At 65.7% G+C, this 21586-nt stretch carries 19 protein-coding genes and 1 pseudogene; 7 read left to right on the forward strand and 13 right to left on the reverse strand.

What is annotated here, in order from left to right; translation table 11 throughout:
* Window positions 1–89: 89 nt before the first annotated feature.
* Both QM685_RS23585 and QM685_RS23590 read right to left on the reverse strand, forming a co-directional pair.
* Entirely contained in the window at window positions 90–464 is a 375-nt protein-coding gene (locus QM685_RS23585; protein ID WP_415120105.1) for a hypothetical protein, read from the reverse strand.
* Between the two features lie 31 nt (window positions 465–495).
* Complete coding sequence (locus tag QM685_RS23590) at window positions 496–663, reverse strand: hypothetical protein (RefSeq protein ID WP_415119891.1); 168 nt, start codon at window positions 661–663, stop codon at window positions 496–498.
* Between the two features lie 330 nt (window positions 664–993).
* Between QM685_RS23590 and bamA the strand changes: the two genes are divergently transcribed.
* The 7 genes and pseudogenes from bamA to QM685_RS23625 all read left to right on the forward strand — a co-directional run bounded on the left by bamA (window position 994) and on the right by QM685_RS23625 (window position 10667).
* Window positions 994–3303 carry an outer membrane protein assembly factor BamA gene (gene bamA, locus QM685_RS23595; protein ID WP_415119893.1) on the forward strand — a complete coding sequence of 770 codons (2310 nt, stop codon included), beginning with the start codon at window positions 994–996 and terminating at the stop codon, window positions 3301–3303.
* Window positions 3304–3940: 637 nt separating this feature from the next.
* Window positions 3941–5341 (forward strand): spinster family MFS transporter, encoded by a 1401-nt coding sequence (locus tag QM685_RS23600; RefSeq protein ID WP_415119895.1) that lies wholly within the window; start codon window positions 3941–3943, stop codon window positions 5339–5341.
* A gap of 439 nt (window positions 5342–5780) precedes the next feature.
* Window positions 5781–5921 (forward strand): annotated as a pseudogene (locus QM685_RS23605) (helix-turn-helix domain-containing protein); the annotation flags it as partial.
* A gap of 156 nt (window positions 5922–6077) precedes the next feature.
* The gene (locus QM685_RS23610; protein WP_415120107.1) at window positions 6078–7031 is read left to right on the forward strand and encodes a LysR substrate-binding domain-containing protein; all 954 of its coding nucleotides are present in this window, start codon (window positions 6078–6080) and stop codon (window positions 7029–7031) included.
* A gap of 100 nt (window positions 7032–7131) precedes the next feature.
* The gene (locus QM685_RS23615) at window positions 7132–8142 is read left to right on the forward strand and encodes an ornithine cyclodeaminase family protein (protein ID WP_415119897.1); all 1011 of its coding nucleotides are present in this window, start codon (window positions 7132–7134) and stop codon (window positions 8140–8142) included.
* 27 nt (window positions 8143–8169) lie between these two features.
* Complete coding sequence (locus QM685_RS23620) at window positions 8170–9189, forward strand: dihydrodipicolinate synthase family protein (protein ID WP_415119899.1); 1020 nt, start codon at window positions 8170–8172, stop codon at window positions 9187–9189.
* Window positions 9190–9197: 8 nt separating this feature from the next.
* A complete protein-coding gene (locus tag QM685_RS23625; protein ID WP_415119901.1) occupies window positions 9198–10667 on the forward strand; it encodes an NAD-dependent succinate-semialdehyde dehydrogenase in 1470 nt (489 codons plus the stop codon).
* Window positions 10668–10767: 100 nt separating this feature from the next.
* Here QM685_RS23625 and QM685_RS23630 read toward each other — a convergent pair whose 3' ends face one another.
* From QM685_RS23630 to QM685_RS23680, 11 genes are read right to left on the reverse strand one after another with little or no spacing between them, the layout of a single operon-like run.
* Window positions 10768–11520 carry an SDR family NAD(P)-dependent oxidoreductase gene (locus tag QM685_RS23630; RefSeq protein ID WP_415119903.1) on the reverse strand — a complete coding sequence of 251 codons (753 nt, stop codon included), beginning with the start codon at window positions 11518–11520 and terminating at the stop codon, window positions 10768–10770.
* A 46-nt stretch (window positions 11521–11566) separates the two neighbouring features.
* Complete coding sequence (locus QM685_RS23635; RefSeq protein ID WP_415119905.1) at window positions 11567–12700, reverse strand: FAD-dependent oxidoreductase; 1134 nt, start codon at window positions 12698–12700, stop codon at window positions 11567–11569.
* Window positions 12701–12734: 34 nt separating this feature from the next.
* Entirely contained in the window at window positions 12735–13898 is a 1164-nt protein-coding gene (locus QM685_RS23640) for an alpha/beta hydrolase family protein (protein WP_415119907.1), read from the reverse strand.
* A 27-nt stretch (window positions 13899–13925) separates the two neighbouring features.
* A complete protein-coding gene (locus QM685_RS23645; RefSeq protein ID WP_415119909.1) occupies window positions 13926–14282 on the reverse strand; it encodes a Rieske (2Fe-2S) protein in 357 nt (118 codons plus the stop codon).
* 16 nt (window positions 14283–14298) lie between these two features.
* Window positions 14299–15231 (reverse strand): VOC family protein, encoded by a 933-nt coding sequence (locus QM685_RS23650; protein ID WP_415119911.1) that lies wholly within the window; start codon window positions 15229–15231, stop codon window positions 14299–14301.
* 46 nt (window positions 15232–15277) lie between these two features.
* Complete coding sequence (locus tag QM685_RS23655) at window positions 15278–16222, reverse strand: NAD-dependent epimerase/dehydratase family protein (RefSeq protein WP_415119913.1); 945 nt, start codon at window positions 16220–16222, stop codon at window positions 15278–15280.
* The gene (locus QM685_RS23660) at window positions 16219–18099 is read right to left on the reverse strand and encodes a phytoene desaturase family protein (RefSeq protein WP_415119915.1); all 1881 of its coding nucleotides are present in this window, start codon (window positions 18097–18099) and stop codon (window positions 16219–16221) included. The genes QM685_RS23655 and QM685_RS23660 overlap by 4 nt, the downstream gene beginning before the upstream one ends.
* Window positions 18096–19085, reverse strand: a complete 990-nt coding sequence (locus tag QM685_RS23665; protein WP_415119917.1) for a fumarylacetoacetate hydrolase family protein — start codon at window positions 19083–19085, stop codon at window positions 18096–18098. Before QM685_RS23665 ends, QM685_RS23660 begins: the two co-directional genes overlap by 4 nt.
* A 58-nt stretch (window positions 19086–19143) precedes the next feature.
* A complete protein-coding gene (locus QM685_RS23670) occupies window positions 19144–19914 on the reverse strand; it encodes an SDR family NAD(P)-dependent oxidoreductase (RefSeq protein WP_415119919.1) in 771 nt (256 codons plus the stop codon).
* A 28-nt stretch (window positions 19915–19942) separates the two neighbouring features.
* Window positions 19943–20971, reverse strand: a complete 1029-nt coding sequence (locus QM685_RS23675) for an SMP-30/gluconolactonase/LRE family protein (RefSeq protein WP_415119921.1) — start codon at window positions 20969–20971, stop codon at window positions 19943–19945.
* Window positions 20972–21018: 47 nt separating this feature from the next.
* The gene (locus tag QM685_RS23680; protein ID WP_415119923.1) at window positions 21019–21543 is read right to left on the reverse strand and encodes a VOC family protein; all 525 of its coding nucleotides are present in this window, start codon (window positions 21541–21543) and stop codon (window positions 21019–21021) included.
* Between the last annotated feature and the right edge of the window lie 43 nt (window positions 21544–21586).

Raw genomic sequence — 21586 nt, forward strand, 5'->3', positions numbered from 1 at the left:
CGCGCGAAGAAGAGAAGAGCAGGGCTTGCGCGCTTGCCAGAAGTGTCGTGCGCGCCATGTGGACCATGCGCGCACGCTCGAATGACGGGTCATTGCAGCGTCGCGTCGTCGGGGCGCGGTGCGCTCGCAACGGCGCTCGCGGCCGCCGCGTCCATTCCCGCGACGCCCCCGAGCGCCTGCAGCAGATAGGGAATCTGCCCGGCCGGCAGGGAAAACGACAGGCCAGCGTTGCCGGAGAGCCGGAAGCGAATCACCACCATCCCCATGCCGTTGAGCCGCCCGACTTCCCAGCCCTGACAGTGCAATGCGAAACCCATCTCCTGATTGTTGTGCAGCACGCGATCGGCGTGTTCGATCGCGTTCGGCAACGCGACGAGCAGGTCGTTGAGCACCGAGCGGTGCAGCGCCGCGCTCGACTCGGCGCCGTGTAGCAGCAGATATTGACCGTCCGCGGTCAATTGCATGTTGGTAATCGCATTCAGCACGAGGAGCGGATCAGTCACGACTCGTGCCCTCCTGCGTGCAGGTTGCGGTGCGCGCGGCGTTGAAGCGCGTTTCGCGCGGCGTCGGCAGCGACGTGAGCGCCGACTGGATCGAAAAGACCGGTGTGGAACTCGCACGCAGAACGGCCGCAAGGACTTGGGGTGACAGATATTTGATCATGGGCGCTTCTCCGAAACGCGTTTCGCGGGGAGCGAAATCGACGTTTCTGACAATAGCAGCGTGCGCCGCGCGCCGGGTTACACGTGTCCTTCTCTTGCTTCCGTTCTGTAACGCTGTATTTCAGCGCGCGTCGGCCAAATCCGCGTCCCGACGCAATTCAGGCGATCGCCAACCCCGTCCGCGGCAAATTTGCGGAAAGTTTTCGGTAACGATCGATCCTACGCGCAGTCCCTATACTTCGCGCTTTCCAGGAGTCAAGACACGTCGCCTCGAATGCGTCGCTCATTGCTCCGCGCGTCCCGCGCGATGTATCAGGACTGAAAACCCAAGATGAACTTCAAAGTTTCAACGAGCCGTTTAGCCAGCGCGCTGTCGTTCGCCGGCATCACGCTGACCAGCGGGCCTGCCCATGCGGTGCAGCCGTTCGTGGTGCAGGACATCCGCATCGACGGTCTGAGACGCATCGAATCCGGGACGCTGTTCGCCTATCTGCCGATCAGGCAGGGCGACACATTCACCGACGATAAGGCATCTGAAGCGATTCGCGCGCTGTACGCGACCGGCTTTTTCAACGAGGTGCGGATCTCGACCGAGGGCAATGTCGTCGTGGTCCACGTGCAGGAGCGTCCGGCGATCGGCACGATCGATTTCGCGGGCATCCACGAGTTCGACAAGGATAATCTGACCAAGGCGCTTGCTTCCGTCGGGCTGTCGCAGGGCCGCTATTATGACAAGTCGCTGGTGGACAAGGCGGAGCAGGAACTCAAGCGCCAATATCTGACGCGCGGCTACTACGCTGCCGGGGTCACCACGACGATCACGCCGATCGACCGCAATCGCGTCGGGCTGCTGTTCTCGGTCGCCGAAGGCCCGAGCGCGAAGATCCGCCAGATCAATTTCATCGGCAATCAGGTATTCAGCAGCAACACGTTGCGCGACGAGATGCAGTTGTCCACGCCGAACTGGTTCTCGTGGTACACGAAGAACGACCTGTATGCGAAAGACAAGCTGACCGGCGATCTGGAGCGCGTGCGCTCGTACTACCTGAACCGCGGCTATCTCGAGTTCAGCATCGAGTCGACCCAGGTGTCGATCTCGCCGGACAAGAAGGACATGTACCTGACGGTCACGCTGCATGAGGGCGAGCCGTACACGATCTCGTCGATCGGACTCGCGGGCAATCTGCTCAATCGCGAGGCGCAGTTGACGAGACTCATCGACATCAAGCCGGGCGAGCGTTTCTCGGCCGAAAAGCTGCAGGCCACCACGAAGGCGATCGTCGACAAGCTCGGCGAATATGGCTATGCGTTCGCCACCGTCAACGCGGTGCCGAAGATCGATCAGCAACGTCATACGGTCGATATCTCGCTGCAGGTCGATCCGAACCGGCGCGTCTATGTGCGCCGTATCAACGTGGTCGGCAACACGCGCACGCGCGACGAAGTGGTGCGCCGCGAAATGCGCCAGCTCGAAAGTTCGTGGTTCGATTCGAACCGGCTTGCGCTATCGAAAGATCGGGTCAACCGATTGGGCTATTTCACCGACGTCGACGTGACCACGGTGCCGGTGGAGGGCATGCCCGACGAGGTTGACATCGACGTGAAGGTCGCTGAAAAACCGACCGGCGCGATCACACTTGGCGCGGGCTTTTCATCGACGGACAAGGTGGTGCTGTCGGCCGGGATTTCGCAGGACAATGTGTTCGGCTCGGGCACGAGCCTCGCGGTGAACGTCAATACCGCGAAGACGTACCGCACGCTGACCGTCACTCAGACCGATCCGTACTTCACGGTGGACGGGATCAAACGGATCACCGACGTCTACTATCGAACCAACTATCCGCTCTACTACTACACCGATACAAGCTTCCGGATCATCACGATGGGTGCCGACCTGAAGTTCGGCATTCCCTTTTCAGAGGCCGACACGGTCTATTTCGGCGTCGGGCTCGAACAGAATCGCCTGAATACGGATTCGAAGACGCCGCAGAGCTATCTGGACTTCGTGAATGAATTCGGCCACGTGGTCAACAACGTGCCGCTGACGACGGGCTGGGCGCGCGACAATCGTGACAGCGCATTGGTGCCGAGCCGCGGCTACTATCTTCAGGCCAATGGCGAAGTCGGCACTCCCGCGGGCGCCACCGAGTACTACAAGACGGACGTGCAGGCACAGTACTTCTATTCGTTCGCGCGGGGCTTCATTCTCGGCCTGAATCTGCAGGGCGGTTACGGCAATGGCTTTGCCGGCAAGGCCTATCCGATCTTCAAGAATTACTATGCGGGCGGTATCGGCTCGGTGCGGGGCTACGAATCTGGCTCGCTCGGCCCGACCGACAAGACGACGGGCGACCCGATCGGCGGCTCGCGCATGGTGGTGGGCAACATCGAAATGACGGTCCCGCTGCCGGGTAGTGGCTGGGACCGGACGCTGCGCGTCTTCACGTTCGTCGACGCGGGGAATGTCTGGGGCAGCGAAGGCAACAGCAACGGCGCGAACGGCTTGCGCTACAGCTATGGCGCGGGCCTCGAATGGATTTCGCCGATCGGGCCTCTCAAGCTGTCGCTCGGCTTCCCGTTCGTCAGACACGCGACCGACAAGTACCAGGTGTTCCAGTTTCAGATCGGCACGTCGTTCTGAGGGGGGCCGTTGTCGATGGCGGTCAGTAGCCGCACGAGCGCAGCGCACGCGTCGGCGAATCAGCTTCACCGTTGGCCGAACTGCTGACAGCAGTTAGCGGAAATTGAAGCCGCTATGAGGTAGGAATAATTCCAATACTCGCCCGGCGCGACGTCCTTCGAAGCCGATCGACAGATGCGCGACTTCCGGGTGGCCGGTGTCCGAGCTCATCGGCGGGCTTCGGGCGGATGGGCGGCGCGCGGCATTGGCCACGTCAGCGTGATCGACTTGACCGTGAATGCTCCTAAGACATGTGCCGCATTGCGAGGAGGTTTGCGTCGACCCAGCGAGGGAAGAGATCGTCACCTCAGGCTGAAACGCAAGCGACCGGTTAAATTCTTCGCGACCCAGGCATGGCGGCTGGCGGCCTGAAGCGGCGGCAACCGGTCGAACATCTATGCTCCTGATGCATCTCCGGATTTGAGCCGCGCCCGCGGCTGGGGCATTTCCAGCCGGATCCATCGAATCAATCGATATCTGATTTCGCTTTCGTGAGGTTTTTCGACGGCACGCTTCTGCGTATATTGCCCGGGTGCCCGGCAAATCGATGTACCGCCATGCCGTGCCCGCCAGTCAGAAAAGAACCGATGGGGACACTATGGTTTTGGAGAAGCGCTTTCCGTCGCCGCGATACGCGTGGACGCTCGTGTTCGTGCTGTTGTGCGCAAGCGTCGTTTCATATCTCGATCGCTATATTCTCTCGCTGTTCGTGGGGCCGATCCGCGCGGAGCTGGCGCTCTCGGACACTCAGGTGAGTCTGCTTCAAGGTGTCGCCTTCGCGTTGTTTTATGCGGTGATGGGTCTGCCCTTCGGACGTCTCGTCGATCGTTATACGAGAAAGAACCTGATCGTCGTGGGCATTCTGGTCTGGAGCGGGATGACGATGCTATGCGGTCTCAGCACCGGTTTCTGGCAGCTGTTCTTCGCCCGTATGGGAGTGGGCATCGGCGAGGCGTGTCTCGGACCCGCGGCGTTTTCCATGATTGCCGACTGCTTTCCGCACGAACGGCGCGGCCGCGCGCTCGCCACCTACAACATGTCGAACTATGTGGGTGTCGGCGCTTCGCTGCTGTTCGGCGGGCTCATCATCTCGTTGCTGTCGCATGGGGATGTAGCCGGTTTCTGGCATGGTGACAGTCTGAGCGGGTGGCGTATCGCGTTCGTCGGCTCCGCGTTGCCTGGCGTCGTGCTCGCGTTCGTGGTTCTGGCGCTCAAAGAACCGGCGCGCACCGAGTTGATGCGCTCACGCGCGGGCGCGACATCCCGCGTGGTCGGCTTGTGGGCCTTCTTCCGAGCCCGAAAGCGCGCGTTCGTCAGCATCTACACGGTCTATGCGCTGACTGCGATGGTCGGTTACATGATCGTCGCGTGGGCACCGTCCTTCTATATGCGGCATTTTCACATGCGTCCCGCGGACGTCGGGCTCTCGATGGGTGTACTGGCGATCATCGCGGGAGTCGGCGGGTGCCTCTCCAGCGGCTATATCAGCGATCGCCTGATCGCCTCGGGCGCTCACGGTGGCCGCTTCCGCATCCCGCTGCTGTGGTGGCCCATCGCGCTGATGTCGATCATCGGCATGACACAAAGTCCGAATGCGGCGGCGAGCCTCGTTTTTCTGGGCCTACTGACGTTCGGTAGCGCGCTGGGGCTGTCGAGCGCGCCCGCGGTGATCCAGGATGTGGTGCCCAATCAGCTGCGCGGCCAGGCCGCCGCGTTGCACTTCATTTTCGCGGGGCTGTTTGGACTGTCGCTCGGGCCCACGGCGGTAGCGATGGTGACGGATTACGTCCTTCACGACCCGACCAGGGTGGGCGTGTCGCTGCTAGTCGTGATCGCGCCTCTCTCGGTCGTTGGGTTTATTGCGTGCTGGCTGGGTCAGTCGCACTATCACCGCATCCGCGCGGAGCTGCTGTCGATCCTCGAAACGAAAATAGACAACTCGCTGCCCCCGGGGGAACACGTAAATGGCGAGCGTGGTATGGAGCAGCAGGTTCGGTGAAGATTCGCGGTCGGCAGGGGGCGGCTTCAAAGGCAATGAGGACCGTGGCGGAGCCCCCGCGATCTTCAACCGGCGGATGATGTTCGGCCCGTTGCCCGACTATCGGTTCTCGAAGCGCACGGACATTTTCATCGCTCCGGCATAGAACCCGTATCGGGTGCTCGCCGTGCCCGCATACTCATATAGGGCGCGCGGCATCCCGCGGCCCTCGGTTCGCGCTCGACGTAGGGATTCGTCATAATTTCTGAACCGGCCGTGGTTTGCCACAATCACCGGGGGACGCATTCCTTGCTTTTTTGCGCGACGCGTCCCCGCGCACTTCGCACACCACCGTCGCCATCGCGCTGCGTCCGCCGTTTTCGCGCGGCCATTCTCGCTCAGCCAATGATGCCTGCCACGCGTGGCGTGCCTCCAACGGGACGTCGATGAAATGCCCCCCATGACGATTGGCGAAATTGTTCGAACCGCGCGCAATGGCCGTAGCCAGAAGGCGTTCGCGGATCTGCTCGGCGTCAGGCAGAGTTCCGTGAGCCGCTATGAAAGCGGCAGAGCGAATCCTCCGGCAGCCGTGATCGATACATGTATGCGGCTCGTGCATCAATTGAATGCTGGAGCATCGGAAGCGCGGAGCCGAACCGCCGCGGAGCCGCGTGCCGGATCGAAGCCGCTGAAAGCCGATACCGCCATGCCGCGCAGCGCTGATTCGTTATCCATTCATCGAGTTGAGGCGAACGCCATGCCTCGGCCGGCGCTACAGAATCAGGAGTCCGCCGCGCGCAAGCCGCTCGCGCTGACGATTCTGGACCCGCGCTGGTCGGTTTTTCTTTCGGTTGCGCTGTCGGGTAGCTTCAGCCGCGCAGCCTCGGCCTTGAATATGCCGCAATCGATGGTCAGCCGCAGCATCGCGCAACTCGAGATGCAGTGCGGCGAGCGGCTATTCAGACGGACCGGGCGCGGCGTAGTGTTGACGGAGTTCGGTGAGCAAACGCTGCCGCGGGTTGCCTGCCTGAGCGCCGATGCCGAGGCATTGGCGGACGACATTCGCAGTGCCAGAGGCCAGCCGCTTGGCGAAGTGCGGATCGGCTTATTGCCTTCCGCGGTCAAGCGCTTTGCCGGTCCGCTTTATGCGGCGGCTCGCAAGCAGCTGCCGGGCGTGCGCTTGCATTTCACCGAAGGCGCGAGTGCGCAGCTCGAAGAGCATCTGCGCGAAGGGCGCCTCGATATGGCCTTGGTGCTTCGCGAAGAAGAACGGGCAGTGCGCGATGACCATGTAATCGCGCGGGTTCCGTTGCATCTGGTCGGCCTACGCGGCGAAGCGCCGCTCGCCGCGCCGGAGGTGTCGCTCGCGATGCTCTCGGGCTTGCCGCTGGTCGTGCCGAGCCGGCCGCATCTGCTGCGCGCGCGTCTCGATCGCCTTGCGGAGGAATATGCGCTGACGCTGGACGTTGCGGTGGAAGCCGATTCGGTCGACCTGCAATATGCGGTCGTGGCGGCGGGCGGCGGCTTTGCAATCGCGTCGGTAGTCAGTGGCCAACTGGGCGACGAGCTCGCGTCCGCGCGGATCGTGCAGCCCGAGCTCGAGCGCTTCGTGGTACTGGCCGAATCGCCCAGACGTCCGGGCACGCGCGCAACGGAGGCGATCAAGCGGCTGCTCCACCGCGTCGCCGAGACCCTTCGCGCCGAGGACTGAATCCATCCATCGGCCGGATATCTGCTTTCGATCCGGCGGTCTGTCTCGTGCATGGGTTCGTCCCTATAGTTCGCTGGTCATCCACTTCGACACCAGCCCCATGAACGACGCTCTGCCGGAGTGCCGGCCACCATCCACCGTATTTCTCAGCGACGCGGACGTCGCAGCGCTGGCCGACTGGCCGTCGGCTGTCGCGGCGCTCGCGCGCGCCTATGCCTCGCCCGTGCCGGCCAACGCGGTGCCACCGCGTTCGATGGCGCGCGGCGACGGCATCTGGTTGCGCAGTCTGACCGCCGTTTCCAGCTCCGGACAACACATGGGTTGCAAGCTCATCGCGGCGAGCACGCGCGCACGCCGCGCGAGCTACCTGATCGCCTTGTTCGACAAGGACACGATGGCGCTCAGCGCGCTGATCGACGGCAACCGCGTGACGGCTTTGCGCACCGCCGGGACAGCCGCGGCCGCGGTCGATCTTCTCGCTCCGCCCAGGCCGTTGCGCGTCGCCGTGATCGGCTCGGGCTTCGAGGCGCGTGGCGCGCTCGATTGTCTGCTCGCGATCCGTGAAGTTGCGCAGGCGACGGTTTTCAGTCCCACCCCGTCCAGCCGCACGCGCTTCGCCGATTCGTTCCGCAACGTGATCGACGTCGGCGTGGCCGAGGATCCGCAAAGCGCCGTAAGCGCGGCCGACGTCGTGATTTGCGCGACCCGCAGCCGCGACGAGACGCCGGTGCTCAAGGGCGCATGGTTGCCCGCCGGCGCGAGCGTCGTGTCGCTCGGCTCGACATTGCCGGAACAGCGTGAGGTCGACGAGGAAACGATGCGCCGCGCGGCATGCATCGTGGCCGACGTCGCGGACGAAGTCGCCCACGACACCGGCGACGGCCTTGCGGCGGCGCAGGCCGGCGTCGACCTCGCGAGCAAGCTCGTGCCGCTTGCTTCGCTCGCGGCCGGCTCGATCGTCCCGCGGCAGACGAACGACGACATCGTGCTCTACAAATCCGTCGGCTCGGCGCTGCAGGACGTCGTCATCGCGGAGATGCTCTATGCGCGGGCTCGGGAAGCCGGCGTGGGCATTCCGCTCGCGTCGACGATCGAACCGGTCGCGAAATAACACCCTTCAATCTTCGGAAATAAACACATGGCAAATTATCAGAAGCGCGATGCGCGCGCATGGGCGCGCGAACATCTGACCGGCTGCTCCGCGGTGACCATCCCGAGCTACAGCACCGATCTGAAGCGCTTGAACGAGCGCGGCATCCGGCACGACATCGAACTGACCAGCAAGCTCGGCTACAGCTTTACGCTGCTGTGCAGCGAAGTCGCGATCACGCCGCAGGAAAACGCGCAATTCACCGCGTGGGCGCGCGAGAGTGCCGGCCAGAATCTCGGGCTGTTTTTCCATGCGGCCTTCGGCACGCTCGCCGAAAACATCGAAGCGGTGAAGCTCGCCGAAAAGGCTGGCGCGGATATCGTGCTGCTTGCCTATCCGTCGCAATTCTGGCCGACCACGGAAAAGGAAATCTTCGACTATACGAAGGCCTTTTGCGATGCGACGGATCTGGCCGTCATGCTATTCCCGATTCCGCTGTGGGGCTTCGAGCGGATTCATCCCGCGGGCATGCCGGTGCCGCTCGTGCGCCAGCTTCTGGAAGCCTGCCCGAACATCGCCGCGATCAAGTCGGAGCAGGGTTTCCCGCTGCCGGCCGGCATTTGCGAGATGTATCACCATTTCCGTGACGAGGTGGTGATCAGCTGCCCGATCGAAGGCGATGCAATTCCGCTGATGAGCCTGATGGACCTGCGGTTCTCCGGAACGAGCAACACGGCGTGGATGAGCGACTACTACCCGAAGGCATTCGAACTGGCTCGCGAGGGAAAGTGGGAAGAAGCGATGGCGCTGTACTGGAAAGTCAATCCCGCTCGGAGCGCCAACGGTGCGGCCGCGCAATCGTATGCGGGCGGGACCGGTGTGCTGAACCGCACCATGTGGAAGTATCAGGACTGGCTCGCGGGCTTCAATGGCGGTCCGCTGCGCGGACCCGCGATGCGCGTGCCGGACCGTTTCATGAAGATGCTTCGCCAGGGGCTCGTTGCTTCCGGTCTGCCGGTCACGTCCGACGCCGACGCCGAGTTCATGGCCGGCCGCTATCGTTGCTGAGGCCCGCGATGAAACATCTTCTCAGCGATCCGTCACTGTGGCGCGAAGCAGCTTTTATCGGCGGCGAATGGGTGAGCACCACGCCGCACGGCAGCTATGCGGTGCGCAATCCCGCGGACCAGTCCGTGCTCGTCGAATTGCCGCGCTGTCGTGAAGGAGAGGTGAAGTCGGCGATCGAAGCGGCTCACCGGGCATTTCACACGTGGCGTTCGACGACCGCGAGACATCGGGGCGACGTGCTGCGACGCTGGTACGAGCTGATGATCGCGAACCGGGAAAATCTCGCGATACTGATCACGCTCGAAGAGGGCAAGCCGCTCGCGGAGGCACGCGCGGAAGTGGATTATGCCGCGTCGTTTCTGCGCTGGTTCTCCGAAGAGGCGACCCGGGTTCGCGGCGACGTGATTCCCGCGGCGCGCGATGGACAGCGCATCTTGACGTTGCGCGAGCCGATCGGCGTGTGCGCGGCCATCACGCCCTGGAATTTTCCGGCGGCGATGATTACCCGCAAAGCTGGCCCCGCGCTGGCAGCGGGCTGCACGATGGTCGTCAAGCCCGCGAGCCAGACGCCGCTCTCCGCATTGGCGCTGGCAGAGCTTGCGCAGCGCGCCGGGGTGCCGGCGGGTGTATTCAGCGTCGTCACCGGCAATGACACGCGGGCGATCGGCGGCGAACTCACGAGCCATCCGCTGGTGCGCAAGCTGACGTTCACCGGCTCGACCGAGGTGGGTCGCCTGCTGCTCGGACAGGCTGCCGGAACCGTCACGAAATGCTCGATGGAACTGGGCGGCAACGCGCCCTTTATCGTCTTCGACGACGCCGACCTCGACGCCGCCGCGGACGGCATCGTGGCCGCCAAGTTCCGCAACACCGGCCAGGCGTGCATCAGCGCGAACCGCATTCTCGTGCAATCGCGCGTGTACGACGAGATCTCGCGGCGGGTGGTCGAACGCGTCGCGGGGCTGCGCCTCGGCAACGGTCTGGAGCCGGGCGTGCAACTGGGTCCGCTGATCGACGCGGCAGCGGTCTGCAAGGTGGAAGAGCACGTGGCCGACGCCGTCGGCAAGGGCGCGACGCTGTTGCACGGCGGCCGGCGCTCCGGGCTGGGCGGCGGTTTCTATCAGCCGACCGTACTCGCTGACATGACTGCCGGAATGCGAATCGCGCATGAGGAGACCTTCGGTCCTGTCGCTGCGTTATTCCGCTTTGAAACCGACGACGACGCCATCGCGATGGCGAACGATACCGAGTACGGCCTCGCGGCCTATCTGTACAGCCGCGACGCCGCGCGCATCTGGCGCAATGCCGCGCATATCGAGGCGGGGATGGTCGGGATCAACTGCGGCCTGATTTCAAACGAAGTCGCGCCGTTCGGCGGCGTCAAGCAGAGCGGTCTCGGACGCGAAGGATCGCATCTCGGGATCGACGAGTTCACCGAAGTCAAATACCTGTGTTGGGATGGGCTTGCGGTTGCGTGAACGGTCGTCGCGCTCGCCGCCGAAGCGCGTTGCTTCGGCGCTTGCCGAACGCGCGGCGCCGCGTGGACACCGGCCCGAACGGCAGGCCGGCGTGATCCGCCTAGAAGCCAAACCCGCCGCCGTCGACGTTCAGCACCTGGCCGGTGATGAAGCGCGCGTCGTCGGACACCAGAAACGCCAGCGCGCCCGTCAGGTCGTCCGGCAGCTCGGTGCGCGGGATGAACTGGCGCGCGCGGACCGCTTCGAACGCCTGCGCCGGCAGATTCGCGGCGCTGCCCGGATGCCGCGTGAGCCCCGGCGAGATCGCGTTGACCGTGATGCCGTGGCCGCCGAGTTCCGCCGCGAGCGCGCGGGTCAGGCCGATCACGGCCATCTTGCTGCTCGCATAGGCGCTCATGCCGGGCGGCGGTCCCCATACCGTGCTGGACGCGAGATTGACGATACGTCCCCAGCGCCGCTCGATCATCGCGACCGAGAACGCCTGAGCGAGCAGGAAGGGCGCGTCGACGTTGACCGTCATGATCTTGCGCCAGAGCGCGGCCGTGATCGACGCGAGCGGCGCCAGTGGCATGAACGCCGCATTATTCACGAGCACGTCCACATTGCCCACGCGTTCGAGAACGTGCGCGGCAAAGCGCGCGATCCCGGCGGGTTCCGCAAGGTCGCATGCCAACGACGTAGCCGAGCCGCCGCTCGCGACGATCCGCGCGGCGAGTGCGTCGCACGGCTCGCGGTCAGTCAGCACGAGGGCGTGCCCACTTGCCGCGAGACGCAATGCGAACGCCTCGCCGAGGCCGCCCGCCGCACCTGTCACGACGGCTGTACGTTGCGTCGTAGTCGCCGGTTTTTTCATCTCTGTCTCCTGGAATGTGCCGGTCCTGATCGCGCTTTTCGCTGCTTTAGAGCGGCTCGCGCAGCGCCTGTTGGGCCGCGATCATTACACGCGTATGTTCGTCGCGCGAGCCGCTTGCGCGTTCGATCTCGCCGAGGCGTCCCGAAGCGCTGACCACCAGCCGCGCGCGGTCGTAGTGGCGTCCCGTATAGGCGACGAGCGCGCCTTCGAGCGAATGACGCCGCGCCAGCTCGCGGGCAAGGACGATTGCGCCTTCGACCGCGATACCCGCGCCGGACGCCAGGTGCGGGGTGGTCGCGTGCACCGCGTCGCCGAGCAGCGCGATACGTCCGTTGTGCCACGGCGCAGCGACGATGTGACCCATTAGCGGCCGGTACAGAACGCGCGCGTCGGAGAGCGAGCCGTCGAGCAAGCCGTCCCGGAACTCGCCGACGGTTCCGCCGAACTCCCGCAGCAGCTCCGCGAGCATATGCGGCCACCGCTCGGGTGCGATGAAATCCATGTCGTCGCGCCGGTCCAGCACGAACAGATAGGATTCCGTCGCGCTGATCGGATTCATGCCGGCCTTCGTGGTCGCGCCCATGTAGATCGTCGAGTTTTCGTGGCGGCGCGGCACCACCGCGCGCCATGACCCCTGGCCGGTGAAGCGGGGCCCGGGGTGCTCCGGCAGGATGTGCCTGCGCACGGCGGAGTTCACGCCGTCCGCTCCTATCACGAGATCGTAGCGGCCGCGGCTGCCGTCGGTGAACAGCACGTCGACGCCGTGATCGTCCTGCGCGAGCGTTTCGAAGCTGAGCCCGAGCCGGACCTCGACGCCCGCTGCGCGCGTCGCGTCGGCCAGAATATCCGCGAGCGTGGTGCGCATGATGCCGGCGCAGCCGGGCAGCTCGTCGGCGCCGACGGCGGGCGCAACGGGAACCGTCGCATTGCGTTTGCCGTTCGCATCGCAGATATCGACGGCGTTCCACACGCCGCCCAGCCGCAATACCTGCTCGACCACGCCGACTTCGCGCAGCGCGCGCAGCGTCGGGCCGCTGATCGTGATACCTGCGCCATCTGCCGCCCAGTGCGGATTGACTTCGACGAGATCGACGGCGATACCTTGCCTGCTGAGCAGAATCGCGGCGCTCATGCCGCCGATGCCGCCGCCGATGATCAGAACCTTGTTGACCAGTGCCATGGTGTGTCTCGATGTCGTTGTGTGTCGGCGACGCTCACCCGAGCGTGCCTCCGAGCTGTTGCGCGAGCCAGTCCGCGATCCGGTTGCCGGCGTTCAGCGGATTGTCGAGCGAGCTATGCTCGACGCCGCCTTCGCGCGCCGTGAAAATGAACAGATCCTTCCGCGGGCTGTTGACGAGTTGCTCGAAGCTCGCGTAGGCATATTTCAGCGGGATCTGCCGGTCGTTCTCGCCGTGCGTGATCAGGAACGGCACGCGGATGCGCTCGAGCACGCCGTTCAGATGCATGCGCGACGCCTTCTCGAAGAACTCGTCCATGTCCTTCGCGCCGAATACCCATTGCACGTGTTTCCAGTAGTGCGGCACGGGGTTTTCCCCTTCGCGCCTCAAACGCGCCTGCTGGACTTCGCGCCAGTCGTGATTGGCGCCCCACACGGCGCCGCACGCGAAGCGCGGTTCGAATGCGACGGCGCGCGGGCAGTAGTAGCCGCCCAGCGACACACCGAGCGCGCCGATCCGCCGCGGGTCCACCTCTTCATGCCGTTCGAGCCAGTCGACGATCGGCGTGGCCCACGTCTCGGTGTCGTGCACGGCGGGCAGGTTCGCCAGACGCAGTGCCTCGCCGGTGCCCGGCTGATCGACGAACAGCGCGGACAGCCCGCGCCGCGCGAACATCGTGCCCATCACGCTCTTTTGCAGCATCTCCTTGGTCGAGTCGAGGCCGTTCATCACGACGACGACGGGCGCCCGCCCGCCTTGCCGCAATCCTTCCGCACGCACGTAGAGCGCGGAAAGATGCGTATCGCGGTAAGGGATTTCGACGCGCGCGCAATTCTCGCGGCCGAGCGTGCGGCCGAGATCGAACAGTTCCAGCGAGCGGCGATAAATCGCGAGACGCGCGTCGAAGCCGTGCGCCTGCATACGTTCGGCGATGCCGTAATAAAGCCCGGCGCGCCCGTATTTCTCTCCAGCGGAGAGCTTGTGACCGCGCGCGAGGTCTTCTTCGGCGAGCGAGACGAGCCTGTCGGCGCCCGCCTTCCACGCGTCATAAAATGCGAGCGTGCCCGGATCGTCGCCGGCGAGCGCGGCTTCGCGCAACGGCGCGCACATCGCGTCGACCTCTCCGATATTGCCGCCGTGCGTGAGGGCGATCATCGTCGAGAGGCTCCAGACGTAGTTGGTTGGGAAATACTGGAACATGATGTCGTGTCGGTATGTCGTGATCGGTTATCGGTCGAAGATCGAGGGCAGCGCGGCGGGTATCCAGACGATGCCGTTCTCGACCCGCGCCGGCACTTTCGTCAGGTGCCGGCCGGTGCAGGGACCGGCGAAGCAGTAGCCGGTGCGAATGTCGAAGTGCGCCGAATGCGCGTAACAGACGATGTGCTGCGCGTCGCCGGACAGGAAGCGGTCCTGGCGGTACTCCATCGGCCGGTGTTCGTGCGGACAATCGTTGAGCCATACGAACACTTCCTCGCCCCGGCGCACCACGCACAGGCGGTCGTCGAGCCCTTCGCGCAGCATGCCGCGCGAGCCGCCGTCCGGCAGGTCGTCGAGTGCGCAGAGCTTGCGTTCATCGCTCATTGCCGCGCCTCCCGCGTCACTCGCCTGGCGCCCACTTGCTGCGGGCGTCGAACAGAAAGATCTGCGAGTTGTCGGAGCCGGGATCGCAGGCGCGCGGCAGCCAGCTGGCGTCGTGCTGGTCCATGTCCGCATCGAACTCGATGGTCGCGCCGAAGGGGCTGTTGAAGTACCAGAAGAAGTTGCTGCCGAGAATATGCCGGCCCGGTCCCCAGAAGCTCCTGTAGCCTTTCTTCACGAAATTCCAGCCGTGTTGCAGCACTTCCGCGGCGGAGCCCAGATGGAACGTGAAGTGATTGCAGCCGATCATGTGATCGTTCTGGCTTTCGATCATGAAGAGCGTGTGGTGATCGAGCGTGCCGGCCGGACGCATGAACGGTCCGAGACGGTTAAAGCGGTCCGTGACGACGAAGCCGAGGCGCGCATAGAACGCTTCGGCTTTCTGCGCATCTTCGACGAAGTACACGACGTGCGACAGCGTGCGCGGCCTGATGACTTCGTCGGGATTGGCCGCGCAGTCGTTCGGCGCGCGGCCGGCGGGCTGGCCGGGCACGTTGAAGCCGAGATGGCGCGCCTCGTACGCATGCCGCCGCGTCACCATGAAGGCGACGCCGAAGCCGGCGTCGTCGATGCAATGCACCGTGCCGTCGGGGTCGACGCGCACGTCGCGCTCCGCTTCCAGGTGCGCGCGGACCGACGCGAGCGTGTCGGCGTTGTCGACGCCGTAGACGGTCTCGCGCAGGCTCGGCGTCGCCGCCTTCGGCGGCAGCGGTGGCAAACGCGGATCGTCCGCGGCGCGCATCACGAGGCCGGTGCCGTCGAGCGCGGTGAATACGCCACCTCGTTGCGGATCGTATTCGGCTTCGTCGAGACCATAGTCGAGCAGGTACTGGCGCGCGCCCGCCATGTCGTCGATACCGAAGACGAGAAATTCGAGTCCCACGATATTCATGTGCTGGATTCCTTTTATCTGAAGTTGCGCTGGCGAAGAGCGGCGCTCAGCCGGCCATCGCGCGCGTGATGAGTTGCTCGACGCCGCCGTCGGAGCGCAGCCCGAGACGCTCGGATTCGGGCGTGAGAAGCGGCGGGTAGGCGGCAAACAGCCGCTCGATCAACGGATCCGGCTCGTACGTGACGAGTGCCTTGCGATCGGCGCCGAAACGCGCGCCCAGTGCGTCGACGACCTCGGCCATGGTGAGCCGCAACACCGGCATCTGATACGAGCGGCGCGCGTTGAAGCGCTCGGCATCGACCGTCGCGGCATGCAGCAGGTTGTCCACGCATGCGCCGACGGATATCCACCATGCGACGCCCTGCGGCGATACCGGCACGGTGAGCGACTGATCCGCGGCGAGCTTCCAGAACAACTGGCTCATGAACGCGGACATCAGTCCCGCGCCGTCGCCCGGACGCGCGACCACGCCCGGCAGCCGCAGCGAGCAGCCCTGTACCCAGCCAAGGCGGGTCGCATCCGCAACCAGCGTTTCGCCGATAAGCTTATGCGCGCCGTAGCTCAGCGCGGGCGCCGGCAGCGTGTGTTCGTCGACGCTCGCGGGTAACTGCTCGCCGTACACCGCGACCGTGCTCGCGAACACGAAACGCGGCGGGTGGGTTTGCGCGCGCAGGTCTTCGAGCAGGCCCAGCGTCGCGTCGAGGTTGATCGAGCGGCCCAGCGTGTAGTTTCTTTCGGCGGCGCCGCCGGGAATGCTCGCGAGATGAAACACCGCGTCGACGGGGCTGCCATAGGCTCGCGCTCGCAACTCCGCGTCCGCGATGCTGCCCGCGAGCTGGACGACGCGCGGGTCGCCATGCGGCGCGTCGAACGCGATATCCAGCAGCGTGAGCCGCGACACGCGCCGCGCCCCGAGTCCGTCGGCCAGTAGACGTTCGACCAGCGCGCGGCCGACGAAGCCTTGCGCGCCGGTCACGACGACGTGCGTCATCGCGCGCCTCCTTTGCGGAACGGCAGCGAAGCGAGGAAAGCGAGGCGCGACGCGCCGAGCATCTTCAGCCCGGCACGCGCCGATGCGGCGTCAAGGCGCGCTTCCATGGGCATCGTGCCGAAGCTCTTGCCCTTGATGACGAGTTCGTTGCCTACCCGCTCCAGCGACTCGACGTGCATCAGCTCTTCGTCGGCGGGGCCGCGCAGGACCATGCCTTCCCTCGCGGGAAGGTTCGCCACCGACTTCGAGCCGCCGGCCGTGGCCGGCACGCCGGTGTCCTCGCGCACGCCCTTCGCGATCCGGCTGAAATCCATGCCGAGCTGTTCGAACATGCGGATCGCCGTCGCGCGGCCCGCGCCGTAGACGCCGCCGCCCGGATGCTGGAACGGGCCGGCAAGATAGAGGCGCTCGACGCCGGGCACGGTGAATTGCCCGAGGTCGGGAGTCGGCCGATGCCCCGCGCTCTGATAGAAGTAGGGCGCCACGCCGTGGACGTCGCCGCGCATCATGCTGTTGGGGCTCGAGCGTTCGAGGTCGACGGGGCTGACGATGCTGCGCGCGACGATGTTGTCGCTCGTCAGGTTCGACACGAACCGGCGGTAGTGCGCGAGCGACAGGTCGCCGATCTCTTCCTTGAAGTCGTCCCAGTGGCGGCCGGCCCAGCGCCGGTCCTTCACGTCGTAGGGGGCGAAGGTGATGCCGTGGAACATGCCCGCGCCCGCCGGCACGCGCGTCTTGTCGCCGATGCTTTCGTCGCCGCCGGCGCACAGGCGCCGCTCGGTGATCAGGCCGCGCTTGAGGTCGTCGAAGTCGGCCAGCATCTCGTCGAGGCGGTCGGTGGCCATGAATTCGAGCATGGTCGCGTAGCCCACTTCCTCGCCGGCGTAGTACTCGCAGTTGCGCTTGAGGTCGTAGTGGCTGACCATGATCGAGAAGGGCGCGAGCTGGGTGCGCTCGGCCTTCTTGAGCACCGGCTCGGGCACGCCCTCGACGAACTTGCGCACCACGTGCGGGTGGATCGCGCCGATCACCGCGTCGCGCGCGTCGATGCGCTCGCCGTCGGCCAGCTCGACGCCGGTGGCGCGGCCTTCGCGCGTCAGGATCTTCTGCACCTCGGCGTTGCAGCGCACCTCGCCGCCGTGGGATTCGATGCAGCGCACCAGCGACTCGGTCAGCTTGCCGCTGCCGCCGATCGGCTGCGACACGCCGTAGGTGTGGATGATGCCGGGCATCAGCAGCACGCCCATGCCGGTGCCGAGTTCGCCGGGGGCCTGCAGGTTCTCGCTGACGAGGCGCAGCAGGTGGATCTTGATCTTGTCGCTCTCGTACAGCCGGTTCACCAGGTCGAGGCAGTCGCGCTGCATGTAGTCGAGCATCAGGCGGCCTTCGTCGCTGCGATCGAGCATCGCGACGAGTTCGCCCAGCGGCGGCGGCGGCGCGTAGAGTCCCGGCATGAAGGTCTGCAGCACCTGCTGGCTCATCCTGACGAAGCCGCGGTAGGTCTCGGCGTCCTTCGGCGAGATCCGGGCGAAGCATTCGCAGGTCTTGTCGATGTCCTTGTACGTGAAGAGCGCCGACTGGTCCGGGAAGATCGTCGCGTGCGGCACGGGCGAGTAGTGGTAGTCCAGCCCGTGCCTGGACAGCAGCCCGAGCTCGTCCTGGCGCAGCATCGGATTGCCCTGGATCATGATGTGCACGCTCGAATGCTCGTCGTGCCAGTAACCCGGCGTGTTCAGCTCGCGCGTGCTCACGCCCCCGCCCGGCCACGCCTTGCGTTCGAGCACCAGCACCTTTTTGCCGGCCTTCGCGAGATAGGCCGCGGCAACGAGGCCGTTGTGCCCCGCGCCCATCGCGACGATGTCGTATTGCTGGCTCATGCTCGCGCTCCTGACCGGACGAAGCGATGCTCGATGGCGCCGAATACCGACCGGCCGTCGTCGCCGAACATCTCGAAGCGCAGGCGCTCGCCGAAGCGCAGCCACGGCGTCGACGACTCGCCGCGTTCGATCGCCTCGATCGCACGCTGCTCGGCGAGACACGCGGAGCCGCTCGCGCGGTAATCGACGTTGGAGAACGTGCCCGAGCCGAGGATCATCCCCGCGCGCAGGTTGCGGTTGTACGCGATGTATTCGATCAGCTCGTGGAAGCCGAAACTCATCTCCCGGCCGTTCGGATGGCCGAACGGCTCGCCGTTGCGATGCACCCGCATGTCGAGGTGCACGCGGCCGTCCCGCCATGCGTCGCCGAGTTCTTCTGGCGTGACGGCGACCGGCGCGAACGCGGTTGCCGGCTTCGCGAGAATGAAGCCGAAGCCCATGCCCAGTTCGCGGAACAGATGCTTGCGCATGCTGACATCGTTGAAAAGCACCAGCAGCCGCACCTGCGCGAGCGCGTTCCGCGCGGGCGTGCCCATCGGCACGTCGCCGAGCACGACGCCGACTTCGCCTTCGAAGTCGCAGTTGTCCGCTTCGTCGGGGAACGGGTAGTCGTCGTGCGGGCCGGCGAAATCGTCGCCCTGGCGCTGGATCAGGACCGGCACCGAGCCGTCCGTTTTCTTTTCCGGGTGATACGCCTGCGTCATGATGCGGCCGTGGTTCAGGAACGCGGAGGCGTCGATGAACTGGCTGGTACGCGGCAGCGGAGCCGTGCACGCATGCGGGTCGAAAGCGAACGCGTGCGGGGCGGCGTCGCGGTTCAGGGCATCGTAGAGCGCCTGCAACGCGGGCTGCGCGCGCGCCCAGTCGTCCAGTGCGGCACGCAAGCTCGGTGCGACCGGGGTGGCGTCGAGCGCGCGGCTTAAGTCGCGCGACACGACGATCAGCGTCCCGTCGGGACCGCCGTTTTTGAGCGACGCGAGTTTCATGATGCCTGTCTCCTTCGTTGTGTTGACTGAGCGCTCCGTGGCGAGCGCGACCGGCGCATTAGCTGAGCGGCCGGCCGCCGTCCACGGGCAGCACGCATCCGGTGGTGAAACGCAGTTCACGCACGGCGGCGAGCACCGCGCGCGCGATTTCCTCGGGGTATGCGAGGCGGCCAAGCGGTGTGCGGGCCGCCTGTTCGTCACGCCACGCGCTGTCCATTGATTTGACGAACTCCGTATCGACGAGTCCCGGCGCCACCGATACCACGCGTATCGTCGGTGCGAGCGCGCGGGCGAGCGAACGCGTGAGGTTGTCGAGCGCGGCTTTCGACGCGCAATACATCACGTTGCTGCCCATCGCGGTCTGCGCGGCGATCGACGAGACGTTGATTACCACGCCGCCGCCCGCAAGGCGGCTGCCGGCGAGCAGGGCCCGCAGCGCGCGCACCATCGCGAACGGACCGCGCACGTTGGTCGCGAGCACGTCGTCGATCAGTGCATCGTCGAGTGCGTCCAGGTCTGCGTGCGCGACGAAGCGGGTGGTGCCCGCACAATTGACGAGCACGTCGCAGCGGCCGTAACGCGTCGCCACTGCGTCGGCGAGGCGGGCGAGCGCGGCGCTGTCGGCGACGGGCGCGCAGAGCGCGCAGTGCCCGTCGCCGGCAAGTTCTCCGACCAGCGCGTGCGCCGCGTTGGCCGAACTACGATAGCCCGCGACGATCGCGAAGCCCGCTTGCGCAAGCGTGCGGCAGATCTGGGCGCCGAGTCCGCCCGTCGCCCCGGTGACGACGGCGACGGGGCGCGCGCCGTGCGCGGTGGTGAGCGTCGTCATGTCGGTCCCGCCTGCGCGAGTTCGAGGATCATCGCGTGCTCCAGTGGGACAGCGCGAGGCCCGGTACCGGCGAACGGAAACTCGCGAGCGCCGTGCCGCCGAGGCTGCCGAGGTACACGGTGCGCAGGTCCTCGCCACCGAACGTGACGCTTGCCATCAGCGGCGCAAGCGTGCCGCGGCAGGCGCCCATCAGTTCGGGCGTCGTCGTGCCCAGCCGGTAGTGTTCTTCGTAGCGCGCCAGCGCCTCGGGATTGCCGTCGTCGAGCAGCGTCAGCACGTCGCCGTCCGGCGTCAGCGCGATGAGCTTCTCCGTCAGGATCAGCGTGATCCACAGGTTGCCGTGCGCGTCGAACGCGAAGCCGTCGGGAAAGCCGCCGAGGTCGTGCGGGCCGTAGATCTCGCGCCTGCCCAGCGAGCCGTCCGGCGCGACGCGCAAGCGCGAAATGCGGCGCGCGTTGGTCTCGACCACGTACAGCCATTCTTCGTCGGCATCGAGCCGGATCTCGTTGGTGCCGACGAAGCCGTCCGCGACGATGCGGATGCCGTGCTCGTCGATCAGGCCCACGTAGCCGTCGGCCGTCTTCTCGTTGATCGAGCGGGTCCAGGGCAGCTGGCGCGTCGTGACCGTGAACCAGATACGGCCTTTCGAATCGGTCAGCACGAAGTTCGTCTTGCCGAGCGGCATTCCGTCGATGCTGTCGTACAGCGTGCGTGAGGCGCCGTCGCGCGTCATCAGTTCGATCGCATCGGTGCCGAAGTTCGCGATCACGATCCGGCCGTCGCGATCGAACGCGAGGCCGTTGGGAAGCGTGCCGCCCAGCATCAGTTGCTGCGCATCGTCGGAAGCGGGCGCGCGAACCGGCTCGCGCTGTTGCGCGATCAGCGTCTGCGAGCCGTCGGGCGCGATGCGCATCACGCCGCCACGGGCGTCGGCGGTCCACAGCGTGCCGTCACGCTCGGCAAGAATGCATTCGGGGCGCAACAGGTCGCGGCCAACCATGCGGATGTCGTCGCGGTTGACCTGCCAGCCACGCAAGGGATTCAACGAAGTCGTCATCGGAAACCACGTTGTGGGTTGAATGGGAAAGAGCGGCTTGCCGCGTGTCACGCGGCGGGCCGGTCGACGGCGAAAGGTTCGAGCAATTCGATCAGATTGCCGCACGGGTCCCGCACGAATGCGGTCGGATTGCCGTCCACGACGAGCTCGAACGCGATGTCGGCGCCCTCGGCTCGCAACGCGGCGACAGCCGCGCGCACGTCGGGGACTTCGAAGCACATATGCTTGTTGCCGTGAGTGCGCAGATCGAGGTTCGGCACGCGGCGCTCGTCGGGCAGCGGTGCGGCGCCGGGTACCTCGAACAGTTCGATGCGAAAGCCTTCGCGGCGCATGAACGCGATCCGGGCGGGAATCTTGTCGATCGTCATGCACGACTCGAGCGCAAAGCCGAGCATGCGGCCGTACCAGTCGATCGCGGCGTCGAGATCGGGCACGCTGACGCCGAAGTGATGTGGTCGCAGCACGGGTAGCAGCGCCGATTTCGTCTCGATGATGTGGGAATGAGCGGCGGCCTCGCGCGCCTCGTCGGAGCGGGGCGCGTGTTTCGCCGGCGTGAGCGGCGCTGTTGTCATGGTGCATGTCTCCGGCTTGGCTGGCGCGCTTTGCGGCACGCCA

It is taken from the genome of Paraburkholderia sp., assembly GCF_047605525.1.
GTDB lineage: Bacteria > Pseudomonadota > Gammaproteobacteria > Burkholderiales > Burkholderiaceae > Paraburkholderia.